This window comes from Pseudomonas sp. NPDC086581 (assembly GCF_044746165.1).
Lineage (GTDB): Bacteria > Pseudomonadota > Gammaproteobacteria > Pseudomonadales > Pseudomonadaceae > Pseudomonas.
The window spans coordinates 45,120-64,096 of sequence record NZ_JBIVBR010000017.1 but is presented as its reverse complement, the minus strand read 5'-3'; the positions used below and the strand labels follow the sequence as shown (position 1 = coordinate 64,096).

The 18,977-nt window shown below is 61.8% G+C and carries 18 protein-coding genes and 2 tRNA genes; 17 read left to right on the top strand and 3 right to left on the bottom strand.

Translation table 11 applies throughout. The features are described 5' to 3' along the window. Window positions 1-118: 118 nt before the first annotated feature. The 17 genes from ftsH to ACIPK7_RS26935 all read left to right on the top strand — a co-directional run bounded on the left by ftsH (window position 119) and on the right by ACIPK7_RS26935 (window position 16,772). The gene (ftsH, locus tag ACIPK7_RS27015; RefSeq protein ID WP_045216741.1) at window positions 119-2,035 is read left to right on the top strand and encodes an ATP-dependent zinc metalloprotease FtsH; all 1,917 of its coding nucleotides are present in this window, start codon (window positions 119-121) and stop codon (window positions 2,033-2,035) included. A 9-nt stretch (window positions 2,036-2,044) separates the two neighbouring features. Then, on the top strand, window positions 2,045-2,914 hold the full coding sequence (folP, locus tag ACIPK7_RS27010) for a dihydropteroate synthase (protein ID WP_192435590.1): 870 nt from the start codon (window positions 2,045-2,047) through the stop codon (window positions 2,912-2,914). Continuing rightward, window positions 2,911-4,251, top strand: a complete 1,341-nt coding sequence (gene glmM / locus ACIPK7_RS27005; RefSeq protein ID WP_192435591.1) for a phosphoglucosamine mutase — start codon at window positions 2,911-2,913, stop codon at window positions 4,249-4,251. The genes folP and glmM overlap by 4 nt, the downstream gene beginning before the upstream one ends. A gap of 65 nt (window positions 4,252-4,316) precedes the next feature. Further along, window positions 4,317-5,072: a triose-phosphate isomerase gene (gene tpiA, locus ACIPK7_RS27000; protein ID WP_192435592.1), complete on the top strand. Its 756-nt coding sequence runs from the start codon at window positions 4,317-4,319 to the stop codon at window positions 5,070-5,072. A gap of 2 nt (window positions 5,073-5,074) precedes the next feature. Next, window positions 5,075-5,467, top strand: coding sequence for a preprotein translocase subunit SecG (secG, locus tag ACIPK7_RS26995; protein ID WP_081520701.1), 393 nt, complete (start codon window positions 5,075-5,077; stop codon window positions 5,465-5,467). A 16-nt stretch (window positions 5,468-5,483) separates the two neighbouring features. Beyond that, window positions 5,484-5,569, top strand: a tRNA-Leu gene (locus tag ACIPK7_RS26990). A 93-nt stretch (window positions 5,570-5,662) separates the two neighbouring features. After that, window positions 5,663-5,739, top strand: a tRNA-Met gene (locus tag ACIPK7_RS26985). A 127-nt stretch (window positions 5,740-5,866) separates the two neighbouring features. Further along, a complete protein-coding gene (rimP, locus tag ACIPK7_RS26980; RefSeq protein WP_045216751.1) occupies window positions 5,867-6,325 on the top strand; it encodes a ribosome maturation factor RimP in 459 nt (152 codons plus the stop codon). Window positions 6,326-6,370: 45 nt separating this feature from the next. After that, a complete protein-coding gene (gene nusA, locus ACIPK7_RS26975; RefSeq protein ID WP_017518943.1) occupies window positions 6,371-7,852 on the top strand; it encodes a transcription termination factor NusA in 1,482 nt (493 codons plus the stop codon). 27 nt (window positions 7,853-7,879) lie between these two features. Then, window positions 7,880-10,417: a translation initiation factor IF-2 gene (infB, locus tag ACIPK7_RS26970; RefSeq protein WP_401091305.1), complete on the top strand. Its 2,538-nt coding sequence runs from the start codon at window positions 7,880-7,882 to the stop codon at window positions 10,415-10,417. A 106-nt stretch (window positions 10,418-10,523) separates the two neighbouring features. Beyond that, window positions 10,524-10,910, top strand: coding sequence for a 30S ribosome-binding factor RbfA (gene rbfA / locus ACIPK7_RS26965; RefSeq protein ID WP_045216758.1), 387 nt, complete (start codon window positions 10,524-10,526; stop codon window positions 10,908-10,910). Window positions 10,911-10,913: 3 nt separating this feature from the next. Beyond that, the gene (truB, locus tag ACIPK7_RS26960; protein ID WP_401091303.1) at window positions 10,914-11,828 is read left to right on the top strand and encodes a tRNA pseudouridine(55) synthase TruB; all 915 of its coding nucleotides are present in this window, start codon (window positions 10,914-10,916) and stop codon (window positions 11,826-11,828) included. Between the two features lie 98 nt (window positions 11,829-11,926). After that, window positions 11,927-12,196 (top strand): 30S ribosomal protein S15, encoded by a 270-nt coding sequence (gene rpsO / locus ACIPK7_RS26955; RefSeq protein ID WP_017518939.1) that lies wholly within the window; start codon window positions 11,927-11,929, stop codon window positions 12,194-12,196. A 169-nt stretch (window positions 12,197-12,365) separates the two neighbouring features. Then, window positions 12,366-14,471: a polyribonucleotide nucleotidyltransferase gene (gene pnp, locus ACIPK7_RS26950; protein WP_192435596.1), complete on the top strand. Its 2,106-nt coding sequence runs from the start codon at window positions 12,366-12,368 to the stop codon at window positions 14,469-14,471. A gap of 94 nt (window positions 14,472-14,565) precedes the next feature. Then, a complete protein-coding gene (locus ACIPK7_RS26945) occupies window positions 14,566-15,987 on the top strand; it encodes a DUF4013 domain-containing protein (RefSeq protein WP_192435597.1) in 1,422 nt (473 codons plus the stop codon). Window positions 15,988-16,180: 193 nt separating this feature from the next. After that, on the top strand, window positions 16,181-16,528 hold the full coding sequence (locus ACIPK7_RS26940; protein WP_192435598.1) for a BON domain-containing protein: 348 nt from the start codon (window positions 16,181-16,183) through the stop codon (window positions 16,526-16,528). Window positions 16,529-16,574: 46 nt separating this feature from the next. Beyond that, complete coding sequence (locus ACIPK7_RS26935) at window positions 16,575-16,772, top strand: CsbD family protein (protein WP_081520707.1); 198 nt, start codon at window positions 16,575-16,577, stop codon at window positions 16,770-16,772. A 63-nt stretch (window positions 16,773-16,835) separates the two neighbouring features. Here ACIPK7_RS26935 and ACIPK7_RS26930 read toward each other — a convergent pair whose 3' ends face one another. The 3 genes from ACIPK7_RS26930 to ACIPK7_RS26920 all read right to left on the bottom strand — a co-directional run bounded on the left by ACIPK7_RS26930 (window position 16,836) and on the right by ACIPK7_RS26920 (window position 18,973). After that, window positions 16,836-18,290 carry a rhomboid family intramembrane serine protease gene (locus ACIPK7_RS26930; RefSeq protein ID WP_401091300.1) on the bottom strand — a complete coding sequence of 485 codons (1,455 nt, stop codon included), beginning with the start codon at window positions 18,288-18,290 and terminating at the stop codon, window positions 16,836-16,838. A gap of 72 nt (window positions 18,291-18,362) precedes the next feature. Then, window positions 18,363-18,686: a DUF2845 domain-containing protein gene (locus ACIPK7_RS26925; RefSeq protein ID WP_401091298.1), complete on the bottom strand. Its 324-nt coding sequence runs from the start codon at window positions 18,684-18,686 to the stop codon at window positions 18,363-18,365. Next, window positions 18,683-18,973, bottom strand: coding sequence for a DUF2845 domain-containing protein (locus tag ACIPK7_RS26920; RefSeq protein ID WP_139791700.1), 291 nt, complete (start codon window positions 18,971-18,973; stop codon window positions 18,683-18,685). Before ACIPK7_RS26920 ends, ACIPK7_RS26925 begins: the two co-directional genes overlap by 4 nt. Between the last annotated feature and the right edge of the window lie 4 nt (window positions 18,974-18,977).

Here is an 18,977-nt window from a genome sequence, read left to right as displayed (position 1 = left end):
AGACGGCGCCTGCCTGGCGGCGGGCGTTGTGTAGTAATTTTGGCCGGAAGGAGTCTGGCCGTCGTGAGAAGCGGTTTCCAGGGCGGAGCCGGCTTCAGAGGGTAGTCAATTGAACGACATGGCAAAGAACCTGATTCTGTGGCTGATCATCGCGGCGGTACTCGTCACCGTGATGAACAACTTCTCCAGCCCGAGCGAGCCGCAGACGCTCAACTATTCCGACTTCATCCAGCAGGTGAAGGACGGTAAGGTCGAGCGCGTTACCGTCGACGGCTATGTCATCACCGGCAAGCGCCAGGATGGTGACACCTTCAAGACCATCCGCCCGGCGATCCAGGACAACGGCCTGATCGGCGACCTGGTCAACAACAACGTCGTTGTTGAAGGCAAGCAGCCCGAGCAGCAGAGCATCTGGACTCAACTGCTGGTAGCGAGCTTCCCGATCCTGGTGATCATCGCGGTCTTCATGTTCTTCATGCGCCAGATGCAGGGCGGCGGCGGCGGACGCGGCGGCCCGATGAGCTTTGGTAAGAGCAAGGCCCGCCTGCTGTCGGAAGATCAAGTGAAGACCACCTTCGCCGACGTCGCCGGTTGCGACGAGGCCAAGGAAGAAGTTAGCGAATTGGTGGAGTTCCTCCGCGATCCGGGCAAGTTCCAGCGCCTGGGCGGTCGTATCCCGCGCGGCGTGCTGATGGTCGGCCCGCCCGGTACCGGTAAGACCCTGCTCGCCAAGGCGATCGCCGGCGAAGCCAAGGTACCGTTCTTCACCATTTCCGGTTCTGACTTCGTGGAAATGTTCGTCGGTGTGGGCGCCTCGCGCGTTCGCGACATGTTCGACCAGGCCAAAAAGCACGCACCCTGCATCATCTTCATCGACGAGATCGACGCCGTTGGCCGCCATCGTGGTGCCGGCCTGGGCGGCGGTCATGACGAGCGCGAACAGACCCTTAACCAGTTGCTGGTGGAGATGGACGGCTTCGAGATGAATGACGGCATCATCGTCATCGCCGCGACCAACCGTCCGGACGTGCTCGACCCCGCGCTGCTGCGTCCGGGCCGTTTTGACCGCCAGGTGGTCGTCGGTCTGCCGGATATCCGTGGCCGCGAACAGATTCTGAAAGTGCACATGCGCAAGGTTCCGCTGGGCGACAACGTCGATCCGGCCGTGATCGCGCGCGGTACCCCGGGCTTCTCCGGTGCCGACCTGGCCAATCTGGTCAACGAAGCCTCGCTGTTCGCCGCTCGTTCCAACAAGCGCATCGTCGACATGCGTGAGTTCGAGCTGGCCAAGGACAAGATCATGATGGGCGCCGAGCGCAAGACCATGGTCATGTCCGAGAAGGAGAAGAAGAACACCGCGTTCCACGAAGCCGGCCACGCCATTGTTGGTCGTCTGGTTCCGGAGCACGACCCGGTCTATAAGGTTTCCATCATTCCGCGCGGTCGCGCTCTGGGCGTGACCATGTTCCTGCCGGAAGAGGACCGCTACAGCCTGTCCAAGCGCGCCCTGGAAAGCCAGATCTGCTCGCTGTTCGGTGGCCGAATCGCCGAAGAGATGACCTTGGGCTTCGAAGGTGTGACCACCGGCGCTTCCAACGACATCATGCGTGCTACCCAGCTGGCGCGGAACATGGTGACCAAGTGGGGCCTGTCGGAGAAGCTCGGTCCGCTGATGTATGCGGAAGAGGAGGGCGAGGTCTTCCTCGGCCGCAGCGCTGGTGGCCAGCACTCGAATATCTCGGGTGAGACCGCCAAGCTGATCGACCAGGAAGTGCGTCGCATCATCGACGACTGCTACGGCACCGCCAAGCGTCTGCTGGAAGAGAATCGCGACAAGCTCGACATGATGGCTGACGCGCTGATGAAGTACGAAACCATCGATGCCGACCAGATCGACGACATCATGGCTGGCCGTACCCCGCGCGAACCGCGTGACTGGCAGGGCGGCAATTCCGGCTCTTCTGGTAACGCCGCCTCGCCGCGCGATGAAGGTCGCCAGGAAAACCCGATTGGCGGGCCCGCCGGCGAACACTGAGAGTGCTGAATGAGTTCGTTGTACCACTCGACCCGGTTGCCTTGCGGCAACCGGGTTCTTGATTTAAGCCGCCCGCACGTCATGGGCATCCTCAACGTAACTCCCGATTCCTTCTCCGATGGCGGGCGCTTCAACAGGCACGATGCTGCGTTGCGTCATGCGGCGGAGATGGTCGCGGCCGGCGCCACGCTGATCGATATCGGCGGCGAGTCAACGCGTCCGGGGGCTCGCGTGGTTTCGCCCACCGAGGAGCTGGAGCGTGTCGCTCCGGTGGTCGAGGCCATCGCCCGCGAGCTGGATGTGGTGATTTCTGTAGATACTTCCACTCCGGCCGTGATGCGTGAGACGGCCCGTCTTGGTGCGGGGCTGATCAACGATGTGCGCTCCCTGCAGCGCGACGGTGCCTTGGATGCTGCTGTCGATACCGGGCTCCCGGTGTGCCTGATGCACATGCGCGGTGAGCCGGGAAATATGCAGGACGACCCGCGTTACCCCGATATTCTTCAGGAAGTCCGTAGCTTCCTTGAGGGACGCATTGCGCTGTGCGAATCCGTGGGTATTGCCCGCGAGCGGATCGTCATCGACCCTGGCTTCGGTTTTGCCAAGACCCAAAGCCATAACCTGAATCTATTCCGGCAGATGGAGAGGTTGATGGATATGGGGTGCCCGCTGCTGGTCGGAGTCTCGCGCAAGAGCATGGTCGGGCGCGCGCTCGGCCGTGAGGTGGGCGAGCGTCTCTATGGCAGTCTGGCGCTGGCCGCCCTTGCAGTCACCAAGGGAGCCAGCATTATCCGTGTCCACGATGTCGCCGAGACCGTGGATGTGGTTCGAATGATTCACGCAGTGGAAAGTGCAACGGAAGAGGGGATGCCCGCATGAGCAGGAAGTATTTCGGTACCGATGGAATTCGCGGGCGCGTAGGCACACCGCCGATCACGCCGGACTTCGTGCTCAAGTTGGGTTGGGCGGTGGGCATGGCCTTCCGTCAGCAGGGCAAATGCCGCGTATTGGTCGGCAAGGACACGCGCATCTCCGGCTACATGTTCGAGTCCGCGCTGGAGGCTGGTCTGTCGGCCGCCGGCGCCGATGTGATGCTGCTGGGCCCTATGCCTACTCCCGGGATTGCCTATCTGACCCGTACCTTCCATGCCGAAGCCGGCATCGTCATCAGTGCCTCGCACAATCCCCATGACGACAACGGCATCAAGTTTTTCTCCGGCCAGGGCACCAAGCTGCCGGATGAGGTCGAGCTGATTATCGAAGAGCTCCTGGATGCGCCGATGACGGTGGTCGAGTCCGCTCGTCTGGGCAAGGTTTCGCGCATCAACGACGCGGCTGGCCGCTACATCGAGTTCTGCAAGAGTAGCGTGCCCTCGAACACCAGTTTCGCCGGCCTGCGTATCGCGCTGGATTGCGCCCATGGCGCGACCTACAAGATCGCTCCCAACGTATTTCGCGAGCTGGGTGCCGAGGTATTCATCATCGGCGCCGAGCCCAATGGCCTGAACATCAACCACAATTGCGGTTCCACCCACATGGGGGCGCTGCAGGACGCTGTTCTGGCTAATCACGCGGATATCGGCATCGCCTTCGACGGCGACGGCGACCGGGTGATGATGGTTGACCATACCGGCACCATCGTCGACGGCGACGAGATTCTCTACCTGATCGCCCGTGACATGCTTGATCGCGGCAAGCTGCATGGCGGCGTGGTCGGGACTCTGATGAGCAACCTGGGACTCGAACTGGCCTTGCAGGAGCTGCACATCCCGTTTGCTCGCGCCAAGGTGGGCGACCGCTACGTGATGTCCGAGCTGCAGTCGCGCAACTGGCAGTTGGGTGGTGAGAACTCCGGTCATGTCGTGTGCTATCAGCACACCACTACGGGCGATGCGATCATCGCTGCGTTGCAGGTTTTGATGGCGCTCAAGACCCGTGGCCAGAACCTGGCCGAGGCGCGCATGGGCATTCGCAAGTGCCCGCAGGTGCTCATCAATGTGCGCTTCGCGGGCGGTGGTGTCGATCCGTTGGAGCATCCGGCGGTGAAGGAGGCCTGCGCCAAGGTGACGGAAGAAATGGCCGGTCGTGGCCGCGTTCTGCTGCGCAAGTCCGGTACCGAACCACTGGTTCGGGTAATGGTCGAGGGTGACGAGGAAGCTCGCGTTCGCGGCTATGCCGAGCAGTTGGCAAAAGTCGTTACAGAGGTATGTGCTTGATTTCTCTTGTCAGTTCCCAAAGCGTCGAGTAATATCTGCGCCCACTTTGCTCAGCGAGGTACAGCATGCGTCGACCCTTAGTGGCCGGTAATTGGAAAATGCACGGTACCCGCTCCAGCGTAACGGAGCTGATCAAAGGCCTGCGTCAACTGGCTCTCCCTACGGGTGTCGATGTGGCGGTGTTCCCGCCCTGTCTGTACATCAATCAGGTCGTTCAAGGCTTGAATGGAAAGGCGGTTGCCGTCGGTGCGCAGAATTGCGCGGTTGAGCCGATGCAGGGCGCCTTGACGGGCGAGGTCGCAGCCAGTCAGCTGGCGGACGCGAACTGCTCCCTGGTGCTGGTTGGTCACTCCGAGCGTCGCCTGATTCTGGGTGAAAGCGATGGTGTGATCAGTCGCAAGTTTGCGGCGGTTCAATCGTGTGGCCTGATTCCGATCCTGTGCGTGGGCGAGACCCGCGAGCAGCGTGAGGCAGGCAAGACGCTTGAGGTTGTCGGGCGCCAGTTGGGCTCGGTGATCGAAGATCTCGGTGTCGGGGCTTTCTCCCGTGCCGTTGTGGCTTACGAGCCGGTGTGGGCGATTGGGACGGGGTTGACCGCTTCTCCCGAGCAGGCCCAGGAAGTACATGCGGCGATTCGCGCGCAGATCTCGGCGGAAAACGCAGAGGTGGCTCGCGGCCTTCGTCTCCTGTACGGCGGTAGTGTCAAGGCCGCCAACGCTGTCGAGCTTTTCGGCATGCCGGATATCGATGGGGGGCTCATTGGTGGAGCCTCCCTGAATGCAGATGAGTTCGGTGCGATCTGTCGCGCCGCAGGAAACTGAAGATGCTGGAAACAGTTGTAATCGTGATTCACCTGCTGATGGCGCTGGGTCTGGTTGTGCTGGTCCTGCTTCAGCAAGGCAAGGGTGCCGACGCGGGTGCGTCGTTTGGTGCTGGCGCTTCGGGTACTGTTTTCGGTAGCCAGGGTTCTGCTACCTTCCTGAGTCGCTTCACCGCTGTGCTGGCTGCAGTTTTTTTTATTACCAGCTTGGGTTTAGCGTATTTTGCTAAAGAAAAAGCTGATATGATTCGTCACGCTGGGCTTCCTGATCCGGCGGTGATGGAGCAGAAGCAGGAACAAGCTCCGGCAGCTAGCGATGTGCCGGGTGCGCAAGGGCAACCTCAAGCCCCTGCAGGCGGTAACGGCGACGTTCCGGCGGCTCCTGAGCAGAAGTAAGCAGGCAAGAGTTTTTGCCGAGGTGGTGGAATTGGTAGACACGCTACCTTGAGGTGGTAGTGGCCATAGGCTGTAGGGGTTCGAGTCCCCTCCTCGGTACCATATTACGAAAAGGCCCGCAGTGCGGGCCTTGTCGTTTCGGTGTTTCGGTTGACCTTGAAGGGGCGCAACCGTATAATTTTGCACCAGCTTTGACGCGGGATGGAGCAGTCTGGTAGCTCGTCGGGCTCATAACCCGAAGGTCGTAGGTTCAAATCCTGCTCCCGCAACCAGTTTGGCAGAGCCCCTTTTCAGGGGCTTTTTGCTAGCTGGACAGTCCGCGCCGCCAGATCAGGGCGGTCCTTAAGGGATGGGCGTTTCGCCCATTTTTTGTTTCTACAGCATACGCGAGGCGATCAGGTGTCGAGCAAGCTAGAACAGTTGCAGGCCTTGTTGGCCCCTGTAGTAGAAGCGCTCGGCTATGAGTGCTGGGGCCTGGAATACATTTCCCAAGGTCGCCATTCCCTGCTCCGGGTTTATATCGATCGTGCCGAAGGCATCCTGGTCGATGACTGCGAAATCGTCAGTCGTCAGATCAGTGGCATCCTCGACGTGGAAGACCCGATCAGTGGCGAGTACACCCTCGAGGTGTCGTCGCCCGGTATGGATCGGCCGCTCTTCACACTCGAGCAGTTCGCCCGTTACGTCGGCGAGCAGGTGAAGATCAAGCTGCGCACGCCCTTCGAAAGGCGTCGCAATTTCCAGGGCATTCTCCGTGGTGTGGAGGAGCAGGATGTGGTGGTCCTGGTGGACGACCATGAATATCTGCTGCCGGTCGACTCGATCGACAAGGCCAACATCATCCCCCGATTTGAGTGAGCCGCCAGAGCGCGGATTCCAATGGATTGAAAGGCGAGGCGTACGATGAGCAAAGAAGTACTGCTGGTTGTTGAGTCGGTATCCAACGAGAAGGGTGTACCGCCTGGCGTGATTTTCGAAGCGCTGGAGCTCGCTCTGGCGACTGCGACCAAAAAGCGTTTCGAGGATGAGGTTGACCTGCGCGTGGAAATCAACCGCGCCAACGGCAACTACGAAACTTTCCGTCGCTGGACCATCGTCGAAGACGAGGACTACTCCAATCCGGCATCGGAACTGACCGTCGAAGACGTGCAGGAAGAGCACCCCGGCATGAAAGCCGGCGAGGTCATCGAAGAGAAGATCGAGTCCATCGAGTTCGGCCGCATCGCCGCACAGACCGCCAAGCAGGTCATCGTGCAGAAGGTTCGCGAAGCCGAGCGCGCCCAGGTGGTCGACGCCTACCGCGAGAAGGTCAACGAGATCATCTCCGGCACCGTCAAGAAGGTCACCCGCGACAACGTGATCGTCGACCTGGGCAACAACGCTGAAGCGCTGCTGGCCCGCGACCAGATCATCCCGCGTGAAACCTTCCGCGTCGGCACCCGCGTGCGTGCCCTGCTGAAGGAAATCCGCAGCGAGAACCGTGGCCCTCAGCTGATCCTGTCGCGTACCGCGCCGGAAATGCTGATTGAGCTGTTCCGCATCGAAGTACCGGAAATCGCCGAGCAACTGATCGACGTGATGGCCGCTGCCCGTGATCCGGGTTCGCGCGCCAAGATCGCCGTTCGCTCCAAGGACAAGCGTATCGACCCGCAGGGCGCCTGCATCGGTATGCGTGGTTCCCGCGTCCAGGCCGTCTCCGGCGAACTGGGCGGCGAGCGTGTGGATATCGTCCTCTGGGACGACAACCCCGCGCAGTTCGTGATCAACGCCATGGCCCCGGCCGAAGTGGCAGCGATCATCGTCGACGAAGATACCCACACCATGGATATCGCCGTCGCCGAGGACAACCTGGCACAGGCCATCGGCCGCAGTGGCCAGAATGTCCGTCTGGCCAGCCAACTCACCGGCTGGACCCTGAACGTGATGACCGAGGCCGATATCCAGGCCAAACAGCAGGCTGAAACTGGCGACATCCTGCAGCGCTTCGTCGACGAGTTGGATGTCGATGAAGAACTCGCCCAGGTTCTGGTTGAAGAAGGTTTCACCACCCTGGAAGAGATTGCCTACGTACCGATGGAAGAGATGCTCAGCATCGACGGCTTCGACGAAGACATCGTCAACGAGCTGCGCTCGCGTGCCAAGGACCGCCTGCTGACCAAAGCCATCGCCACTGAAGAGAAACTCGCCGACGCACAACCTGCCGAAGACCTGCTCAGCCTCGATGGTATGACCAAAGAGCTGGCCGTGGATCTGGCACTGCGTGGCGTAACCACCCGTGAAGATCTTGCCGAGCAATCTATTGACGATCTGCTCGACATCGACGGCATGGACGAAGAGCGTGCCGGCAAGTTGATCATGGCCGCCCGGGCCCATTGGTTCGAGTAAGCATTCGCGGCCTGAGGAGAGAAGTGCATGACGCAAGTCACGGTGAAAGAACTGGCCAAGACGGTCGATACGCCGGTGGAGCGCCTGCTGCAGCAGATGCGCGAAGCCGGTCTGCCCCATAACGATGCCGAGCAGGTAGTGACCGACAGCGAGAAGCAAGCGCTGCTGGCCCACCTGAAAGGCAGCCACGGTGATCGCGCGGATGAGCCGCGCAAGATCACCCTGCAACGCAAGACCACCTCGACCATTCGAGTCGCTGGCAGCAAGACCGTCAGCGTCGAGGTTCGCAAGAAGAAGACCTACGTCAAGCGTGACCCTGAAGAGGTCGAGGCCGAGCGTCAGCGCGAGCTGGAAGAGCAGCGTGCCGCCGAAGAAGCTGTACGTGTGAAGGCCGAGGAAGAGGCTCGCCAGCGCGCCGCTGCAGAAGAGGCTCGCCGTCAGGCCGACGCCGCTCGCCAGACCGCTGGTGTCGCTCCTGCGGCTGCCGCCCCGGCCTCCGCCGAGGCACCGCGTACCGCTGCTCCGGCTGCCGTGCCCGCTGCTCCGGCCGCTGCCGCTCCTGCTGCGGACGACCGCAAGAAGGACGAAGTGCGCCGCGCGCCCAAGCGTGACGAAGAAGACGAGCGTCGTGATCGCAAGCATGCCCAGCATCGCCCGTCGATCAAGGAAAAGGAAAAGACCACTGCCCCGCGCGTTGTTCGCAGCGGTGGTGGCGACGACGACGACAGCTTTGGCCGTCGTGGCGGTGGCCGCGGCAAAGGCAAGCTGAAGAAGCGTAACCAGCACGGGTTCCAGAGCCCGACAGGACCGATTGTGCGTGAAGTGAATATCGGCGAAACCATCACCGTGGGCGAGCTCGCTGCCCAGATGTCGGTGAAGGGTGCCGAGGTCGTCAAGTTCATGTTCAAGATGGGCACCCCGGTGACCATCAATCAGGTACTCGACCAGGAAACCGCTCAGCTGATCGCCGAAGAGCTCGGCCACAAGGTCAAGCTGGTTAGCGAGAATGCCCTGGAAGAGCAACTGGCCGAATCCCTGAAGTTCGAAGGCGAAGCCGTCTCCCGCGCGCCGGTCGTGACCGTCATGGGCCACGTCGACCACGGCAAGACTTCGCTGCTCGACTACATCCGTCGTGCGAAGGTTGCAGCTGGCGAAGCCGGCGGCATCACCCAGCACATCGGCGCCTACCATGTGGAAACCGACCGCGGCATGGTCACCTTCCTCGACACCCCTGGCCACGCTGCGTTCACCGCGATGCGTGCCCGTGGTGCCCAGGCGACCGATATTGTCATCCTCGTGGTGGCAGCGGACGACGGCGTAATGCCGCAGACCCAGGAAGCCGTACAGCATGCGAAAGCGGCTGGCGTGCCGATCGTGGTTGCGGTGAACAAGATCGACAAGCCCGACGCCAACCCGGACAACATCAAGAACGGCCTGGCCGCTCTGGATGTGATCCCGGAGGAGTGGGGCGGCGATGCTCCGTACGTTCATGTCTCCGCCAAGCTGGGTACCGGCGTCGACGAGCTGCTCGAAGCCGTACTGCTGCAGGCTGAAGTGCTCGAACTCAAAGCCACTCCTTCGGCCCCGGGCCGTGGCGTGGTAGTCGAGTCGCGTCTGGACAAGGGCCGTGGCCCGGTAGCCACCGTGCTGGTCCAGGACGGCACCCTGCGTCAGGGCGACATGGTCCTGGTCGGCGTCAACTACGGCCGCGTTCGGGCGATGCTCGACGAGAACGGCAAGCCGATCAAGGAAGCGGGTCCGTCCATTCCAGTCGAGATTCTCGGCCTGGACGGTACGCCGGATGCGGGTGACGAAGTCTCGGTGATTACCGACGAGAAGAAAGCTCGCGAAGTCGCTCTGTTCCGCCAAGGCAAGTTCCGCGAAGTGAAACTGGCTCGTGCCCACGCCGGCAAGCTGGAAAACATCTTCGAGAACATGGGCCAGGAAGAGAAGAAGACCCTCAACATCGTCCTCAAGTCCGATGTCCGTGGTTCGCTGGAGGCCCTGCAGGGTTCGCTCAGCGGCCTGGGCAACGACGAAGTGCAGGTTCGCGTGGTCGGTGGCGGCGTCGGTGGTATCACCGAGTCCGATGCCAACCTGGCGCTGGCCTCCAACGCGGTGCTGTTCGGCTTCAACGTCCGTGCTGACGCTGGTGCGCGCAAGATTGTCGAGTCCGAAGGCCTCGACATGCGTTACTACAACGTGATCTACGACATCATTGAAGACGTCAAGAAAGCCCTGACCGGCATGCTCGGCAGCGATGTTCGCGAGAACATCCTGGGTATTGCCGAAGTGCGTGACGTGTTCCGCTCGCCGAAGTTCGGCGCGGTCGCGGGCTGCATGGTCACCGAGGGTCTGGTGCACCGCAACCGTCCGATCCGTGTACTGCGCGACGACGTGGTTATCTTCGAAGGCGAGCTGGAGTCCCTGCGTCGCTTCAAGGATGACGTCTCCGAAGTTCGTGCCGGCATGGAGTGCGGTATTGGCGTGAAGAGCTACAACGACGTCCGCGTCGGCGACAAGATCGAAGTGTTCGAGAAGGTCGAAGTCGCTCGTACTCTGTAAGGGTATTCGAGCGTGAACGCAGCGCCCGGGCCAGCTGAATTGCTGCCCCGGGCGTTTGCCGCTTTCAGACCCGGAGCCTCGCGGCTCGGGTAAGCAGGTTAGAAAAATGGCTAAAGAGTACAGCCGTACCCAGCGTATCGGCGACCAGATGCAGCGCGAACTGGCGCTGCTGATCCAGCGTGAAATCAAGGACCCGCGTCTCGGCCTGGTGACCATCACCGGTGTCGACGTGGCCCGTGACCTGTCCCATGCCAAGGTGTACGTCACCGTGATGGGCCAGGACGACAACGCCGAAGTGGTGAAGCAGAACACCAGCATCCTCAACGATGCTGCCGGCTTCCTGCGTATGCAGCTGGGCAAGGCGATGAAGCTGCGCACCGTGCCGCAACTGCACTTCAGCTACGACGCCAGCATCCGCCGTGGTGCCGAGCTGTCGGCGCTGATCGAACGCGCGGTGGCTGCCGATCGTCGCGGCGGCGATTCCGAGGAGTAACGCGTGGCCCAGGTGAAACGCATTCGCCGTGCAGTCAACGGTGTGCTGATTCTCGACAAGCCGCTGGGCATGAGCTCCAACCAGGCGCTGCAGAAGGTGCGCTGGCTGCTCAATGCCGAGAAGGCCGGCCACACCGGCAGCCTCGACCCGCTGGCGACCGGCGTGCTGCCGCTGTGCTTTGGCGAGGCGACCAAGTTCTCCCAGTACCTGCTCGACGCCGACAAAGCCTACGAGACGATTGCCAAGCTGGGCGTCACTACCACCACCGCTGATGCCGAGGGTGAAGTAGTCGAGCAGCGCGAAGTGACCGCTGGTCGGGAAGCCATCGAGGCCCTGCTGCCTCGCTTCCGTGGCGACATAGAGCAGGTGCCGCCGATGTACTCGGCCCTGAAGAAGGACGGCCAGCCGTTGTACAAGCTGGCCCGTGCGGGAGAGGTAGTGGAGCGCGAGGCGCGTTCTGTTACTATTGCGCGCCTGGAAATGCTCGCGTTCGAGTCGCCCTATGCGACCCTGGCGGTTTCCTGCAGCAAGGGCACCTACATTCGCACCCTGGTCGAAGATCTCGGCCGCGAACTCGGTTGTGGCGCACACGTCGCCGCCCTGCGCCGGACACAGGCAGGTCCCTTCCAGCTGAACCAGTCGGTCACGCTGGATGAGCTCGAGAAAGTCCATGCCGAGGGTGGCAATGAAGCCCTCGACCGCTTCCTGCTGCCGGTGGATGCCGGCCTGGAGCACTGGCCGCTGCTGCAGTTGTCGGAGCACAGCGCCTATTACTGGCTGCATGGTCAGCCGGTACGCGCCCCCGATATGCCGAAGTTCGGCATGTTGCGGGTGCAGGATCATGAGGGCCGCTTCATCGGTATCGGTGAAGTGGTCGAAGACGGGCGCCTGGCGCCGCGTCGACTGATTCGGTCTTAAGACCGAAACCGAGGGTGGCTGTCAGCAGGCACGGTCACTCCTCTTATTATGAACACAGGGATAAGTCCCTGGCCTGTTACCTCAGAGGAAGCCCCATCATGGCACTGAGCGTCCAAGAAAAAGCCCAGATCGTTAACGAGTACAAGCAAGCTGAAGGCGACACCGGTTCCCCGGAAGTGCAGGTTGCACTGCTGTCCGCCAACATCAACAAGCTGCAGGATCACTTCAAGGCCAACGGCAAAGACCACCACTCCCGTCGTGGCCTGATCCGTATGGTTAACCAGCGTCGTAAGCTGCTGGACTACCTGAAGAGCAAGGACACCTCTCGTTACAGCGCCCTGATCGGTCGCCTGGGCCTGCGTCGCTAAGACGGCAAGCCTGAAGTGGGAAGCTGGGAGTCCGGGGTCGTTGGGCGGTGTATACCGCTCATCGGCTCTGGCTCCCGGCTTTCTCGCTTTTATAGGGAATGAAAACGGGTCCGACTCCCGGCATTTCCACAATTTCCCCCAAGGCAACTAAAGCGAAGGTAGAAAAACCGTGAACCCGGTAACCAAGAAATTCCAGTTCGGTCAGTCGACTGTAACCCTCGAGACTGGCCGCATCGCCCGCCAGGCCACCGGTGCCGTCCTGGTCACCATGGACGACGTCACCGTGCTCTGCACCGTCGTCGGCGCCAAGCAGGCCGACCCAAGCAAGAGCTTCTTCCCGCTCTCCGTGCACTACCAGGAGAAGACCTACGCAGCCGGCCGCATCCCTGGCGGCTTCTTCAAGCGTGAAGGCCGTCCTTCCGAGAAGGAAACCCTGACCTCGCGCCTGATCGACCGTCCGATCCGCCCGCTGTTCCCGGAAGGCTTCATGAACGAAGTGCAGGTTGTCTGCACCGTCGTTTCCACCAACAAGAAGTCCGATCCGGACATCGCTGCCATGATCGGCACCTCCGCCGCCCTGGCGATCTCCGGCATTCCGTTCGCCGGCCCGATCGGCGCTGCCCGCGTTGGCTTCCACCCGGAAATCGGCTACATCCTCAACCCGACCTACGAGCAGCAGCAGAGCTCCAGCCTCGACATGGTCGTGGCCGGCACCTCCGACGCCGTGCTGATGGTTGAATCCGAAGCCGACGAGCTGACCGAAGACCAGATGCTGGGCGCTGTGCTGTTTGCACACGAAGAGTTCCAGTCGGTTATCCGCGCCGTTGCCGAGCTGGCTACCGAAGTCGGCAAGCCGACCTGGAACTGGGCTGCCCCGGTGGAGAACACCGCCCTGGTCAATGCCATCAAGGCCGAGTTCGGTGCCGCTATCTCCGAAGCCTACACCGTCACCGTTAAGCAAGACCGTTATGCCGCCCTGGGCGCCCTGCGTGACGAAGTTGTCGCTAAGTTCGCCGGCGAAGGCGAAGGCCAGTTCTCCGCAGCTGAAGTCAAAGACGTCTTCGGCCTGCTGGAGTACCGCACCGTTCGCGAAAACATCGTCAACGGCAAACCGCGCATCGACGGCCGTGACACCCGCACCGTTCGTCCGCTGCGAATCGAAGTCGGCGTACTGGGCAAGACCCACGGCTCGGCGCTGTTCACCCGTGGCGAAACCCAGGCTCTGGTCGTTGCCACCCTCGGCACCGCCCGTGACGCTCAGCTGCTCGACACCCTCGAAGGCGAGCGCAAAGACCCCTTCATGCTGCACTACAACTTCCCGCCGTTCTCGGTAGGTGAGTGTGGCCGCATGGGTAGCGCGGGCCGTCGTGAAATCGGCCACGGCCGTCTGGCACGTCGCAGCGTTGCTGCCATGCTGCCGACCCAGGACGAGTTCCCCTACACCATCCGCGTCGTTTCCGAGATCACTGAATCCAACGGTTCCAGCTCCATGGCTTCCGTTTGCGGTGCTTCCCTGGCTCTGATGGACGCCGGTGTTCCGGTCAAGGCGCCGGTTGCCGGTATCGCCATGGGTCTGGTGAAGGAAGGCGACAAGTTCGCCATCCTGACCGACATCCTGGGTGACGAAGACCACTTGGGCGACATGGACTTCAAAGTCGCCGGTACCGACAAGGGTGTTACCGCCCTGCAGATGGACATCAAGATCAACGGCATCACCGAAGAGATCATGGAGATCGCCCTGGGCCAGGCCCTGGAAGCTCGCCTGAACATCCTCGGCCAGATGAACCAGATCATCGCCGCTCCGCGCGCGGAGCTGTCGGAAAACGCTCCGACCATGATCCAGATGAAGATCGACACCGACAAGATCCGCGACGTCATCGGCAAGGGCGGCGCCACCATTCGCAGCATCTGCGAAGAGACCAAGGCCTCGATCGACATCGAGGACGATGGCAGCGTGAAGATCTACGGCGAAACCAAGGAAGCTGCCGAGGCCGCCAAGCAGCGCGTTCTGGGCATCACCGCGGAAGCCGAGATCGGCAAGATCTACGTTGGCAAGGTTGAGCGCATCGTGGACTTCGGTGCCTTCGTCAACATCCTGCCGGGCAAGGATGGTCTGGTGCACATCTCGCAGATCAGCGACAAGCGCATCGACAAGGTCACCGACGTTCTGCAGGAAGGCCAGGAAGTCAAAGTCCTGGTTCTCGATGTGGACAACCGTGGCCGCATCAAGCTGTCGATCAAGGATGTAGCCGCTGCTGAAGCCTCCGGCGTGTAAGCAATCGGTGAAATGAAGGAGGGCCCCTTGCGGGCCCTCTTTTTTTGCCTTGAAAATGCGCTATTCGCCGATCTCGCTCCAAGGATGCCCCGAGATGGACAAGCGTTACTGCCACTACCACAGTGCTCAGCCCGCGACGTGGCATTGCCAGCCGTGCGAGCGGCATTACGGCGATTGCTGCATTCCCCTCAACGCCGATGCTCCCGAGTACGCGCCGGCGTGTCCGTTGTGCCGCGGCCACCTGCGCTTCCTTGGAGCAGCCAACACCGCGCAACCTTTCTGGGAGCGCCTGCCGAAGTTCTTCGCCTACGGCTTCCAGACCGGGCCGCTGGCATTCTGCGCCTTGCTGGCACTCGCTTGTGTGTTCATGCCAGCCATGATCGTGCTTTGGGTCGCATTGCTCAGCGTGGCGACCAAGTACCTGCATAGCGTGATCGAAACCGCGAGCTTTGGCGGTCAGGACGCCCCGGGCCTGATCGAAGCCTTCAGCGCCGACAGCCTGCGGACCTTCTTTCAGCAACTGGCGGTCTTCCTGATCGCCCTGGTCCTTCTCTGGCTGGCGGCCGACTTCCACAGCGAGGCCGTTTACTGGGCCGCCAACATCGGCCTCATGCTGGTGCTGCCGGCGAGCATCATCCGCCTGTCCCTGGACAAGAGCCTGGGCTCCGCGCTCAGCCCCAGTGAAGTAGGGCAGGTCATTGCCGCCATGGGCTGGCGTTACCTCATTCTCTGCGTGTTCCTGTTCATCCTCTGGCAATCGCCCACCTATGTCGGCTGGTTGCTCTCCAACGGACTGCCACGCGTGGTAATGGTCCCGATAGTGGCGGGGCTGACCGGTTATTTCTCCGTGGTGATGTGCGCCATGATGGGCTATGCCGTGTTCCAGTATCAGGGCGAGCTGGGCTACGTCTCCGCCGGGGAAGACGCACCAGCCGGCTTTGCCGCGCCGGAATGGCATCGCCGCAAGGCGCTGGCCGAGGCGGAAGTGCGGGTCAAGGAGGGGCAGACCGGCGCCGCCCTGGAGATTCTGGTCGCCGCCCTGCGTGAAGGACGCCAGGACCTCAAGCTGAACGAGCGTTATCACCAACTGCTCTTCGCCTTGAATGAGCGCGCCGAGTGCCTGAACCATCTGCCGCATTATCTTGGCCTGGCCAGCCGGCTCAATCCGCAGTTGGCCGCCAGCGCATTCCTCAATGCCCGACAGTTGCAGGCAGATTACTTACCGGAGGATCCGAGCGTGTGCGAGCGCATTGCCGAGGTCCTGATCGAGCGCCACAAGGCCCGAGAGGGGCTGAGCCTGCTGCGCAACCTGCACAAGCGTTTCCCGGATTACCCCGGCATTCCGCGCGCGTACCTGATGGCGGCACGGGCGTTTTCGGAACGGCTTGGGCAGGTCGAGCCCGCGCAGCAGCTACTGGCCTTCATTCGTCAGCGCTACCCCGCGTTCGAGCAGATGGGGGAGGTGGTACAACTCGAGGCGGTGCTCGCTAAGTTGGGGCGCAACTCTGGCACCTGATCGTGCAACCTGCATGAAGCGCAACGGCAGTTTTTGCAAACTGCAAGCGACAGGCGCTTTTGGCATTTATTCAACTTGTTGATTTATAAGGTTTTTGCTGAATTAGAAAAGCTGGCACAGGGCTTGCGATAGTCCTAGTGCAACTGCTGCCAGGCACGGGCCGCAGTTTTCCAATAATTCAGGAGAAACCGCCATGAAACGTTTCAACAAACTGGCTCTCGCCGCTGCCACTGCAACCGCCCTGAGCTTCTCGTTCGCCAACTCGGTGTTCGCCCAGCCGACGACTCTGGCCGCCAACGAGACAGTCCAGAAAACCGAAGAGGCGGTCTCTGATACCTGGATCACCAGCAAGGTGAAGTCCAGCCTGATCGCTGACAAAGACATCAGCGGCACCAACATCAAAGTCGAGACTAACAAAGGTGTGGTCTCGCTTTCCGGTAACGTCAAGACCGACGCCGAGAAGGAACTGGCGATCAAGACCGCCAAAGGCATCAAGGGCGTGACTGCCGTCTCCGCCGATGGCCTGAAATCGGTCGAGTAAGAACCACAGGCTCTTACCCTATCCAACCTCAAGCAGGAGGATCGCCATGAACACTGACGTCATCAAAGGCAAGTGGAAGCAGCTGTCCGGCACCATGAAGGAAAAGTGGGGCAAGCTGACCGACGACGATGTGCAAGCGGCAGACGGACACGCCGAGTACCTGGTCGGCAAACTGCAGGAACGCTACGGCTGGACCAAAGAGAAAGCGGAAGAGGAAGTCCGCGATTTCAGCAGCCGTCTGTAGATTCCAGGGACAGGGATGGTCCAAGCCCCGCCGGTTCGCCGGCGGGGCTTTTTCATGGGCGAGTCAGGGGGCGAGGTGCTGCTGGTAGATCGTCAGCTGTCGGGTCGGATCGGCTTCCGGGTAGTGCTGACGGAGGAAGCGCGAAAGTTCGCGCACGGCCTGCAGGTCGCCTTTCTGCCCCATCTGCTTTGCCAGTTGCAAGGTCAGGCCGGGCAGCGGTTCGGGAAGTTGGCCCGAGCGCGACAGACGACGCCAGCAGTTCAGCGCCTGGGCGGATTCATTGCGTTGGAGCAGTTTGCGCAATAGGTGCAATTGAATAGCTGGGTGGGCCAGCAACCCGGCGCCACTAGCGGCACTTTCCTCGGCGAGACGGCGCAGTAGCGCATCGGCTGTCGTGGAGGGTGGCAAGGCGAACAATTGCTTGAGGGTTTCACTCATCAGTGCGCGGTCCTGTCTCCCCTTGGCTACGCCGTAGAGGCGCTCGACCAGCACCGGTTGTCCAGGAAATTGCCGCAGCAGCTCCGGTCCGCGTGCAGCGGCCTGGTCGAGGGCAAAGCGGCCAATCTGTTCGTCCAGCGACGCTAGCGCGCGCTTGAAGGGGGCCTCGGGGTCTTCCTTGCTCAGGTAGGCCTCGTCCACCGGCATGCGCCCCAGCTTGCGGGGTAGCCAGACGGCAAGAAAACCGGAAACCAGGCCGCCGATGTGCGCGTAGTAGTTCACGTGGTCGGCGGCACGAACCAGCCCGAACAGTTCCTTGCCCAGCCACAGTGGCAGGATCCACAGCGCCGGTGCCTTGAGGTAGCCCATCAGGGGCCCGAGCCAGTAGAAGAACTGGATGCGCCGTAGGCCGTAGACGCCGATATACATGCCCATCAGGCCGGAAATGGCGCCTGAGGCACCGATACCCGGCACCCAGGAAGGATCGAGCGCCCACCACAGCAGGCCTGAGCACAGGCCGCTGAACAGGTAGAGGCCCAGATACAGGGCGCGGCCCAGCGCCGCTTCGAGGGTGAAGCCGAAGATGAACAGGAACACCATGTTGCCGGCCAGATGCCAGAAACTGCCGTGGAGGAACATCGAGCCAAACAAGCCCAGCACTGTGAAGCGCTCGGGGATGAAGCCGAAACGCAGGCTGCTGGTCTGATCGCGCGCCGCTTCAGCCCTTAGGCGTGACGCCTGCCAGGCGGCGTCCTGCTGGAAGGCGGGCATGGCGCGCAGTTCGTGGCCGAACTCCAGGTCCGAGAGTACCAGCCAGGCCAATCGCTGCCGGGGAAGGGCTTCGAGGGCTCGCTGCTGATCGGCTTCCAATCGGTCGCGGCGTTCCAGCGAGGCGCTGAACAATGGCCGCTCATGGCTGAGCAGGTCCTGTTCGAGGTAGATGCGCACGGCTTCTTCGCGCCGGGTGCTGTCGCCACCCTGGTAGCCGAAGTAGATCAGGACGTTGATGACGATCAGCAGCAGCGTGATGACGGGAGGTTTCTTCCAGTCCAGCGGGTGCTCGGCGGGGACGATAACCATGGCGACCGGTCCTTGGCCCGAATGGCGTAAATGCGTGAGTGGCGGCGAGACTAGCACTCGCCACCGCGGCTGTCAGTTGCCGCTGCGCTTGCTCTGGATATCGCTCAGGCGGTTGCCCTCGAAGCGGACGAAATACAGCATGCCGCTCCAGGGACCGTAGATCCATTCTTCCACGGCTACTTCCATCGACTCGCCATAACGCGGGCCGGGTACCTGCTTGTACCCGAGGAAGGAGCGGCTGACAGGCTCGCCGCACCGGCTGAGTACGTCGCTGGTGACATCGCCGGTGCTTATGAGTTTGCTGCTGCAGCGCAGGCTGGCGGCCTGTGCGTCAAGGGCGGTGAAGGTAAGGGGCAGCGCAATGGCCGCCAGCAGCAGTGCGAGGGGGGTCTTCAATTGCGTTTGAACTCGATGCTTTTGAGTTTGTTGGCTTCGAAGGTGAGGATGTAGCTGGTGCCATTGCGCGGACCATAGACCCACTCCTCGACCCGGTACTCGCGGCGATCGTAACCGCCGAGGGTGTAACCGACTTCGTCACGGTGATCCGGCGCGCCGCACTTCTGCTCGACTTCCCAGGCGCGGTCGCCGGCGTTGATCAGGGCGCTTCCGCAACGCATGCTTTCCGCCTGGGCGCCCGCCGCGCAAAGCAGCAGGGCGCAGGACATCCAGGTCAGGGCTTTCATCGAC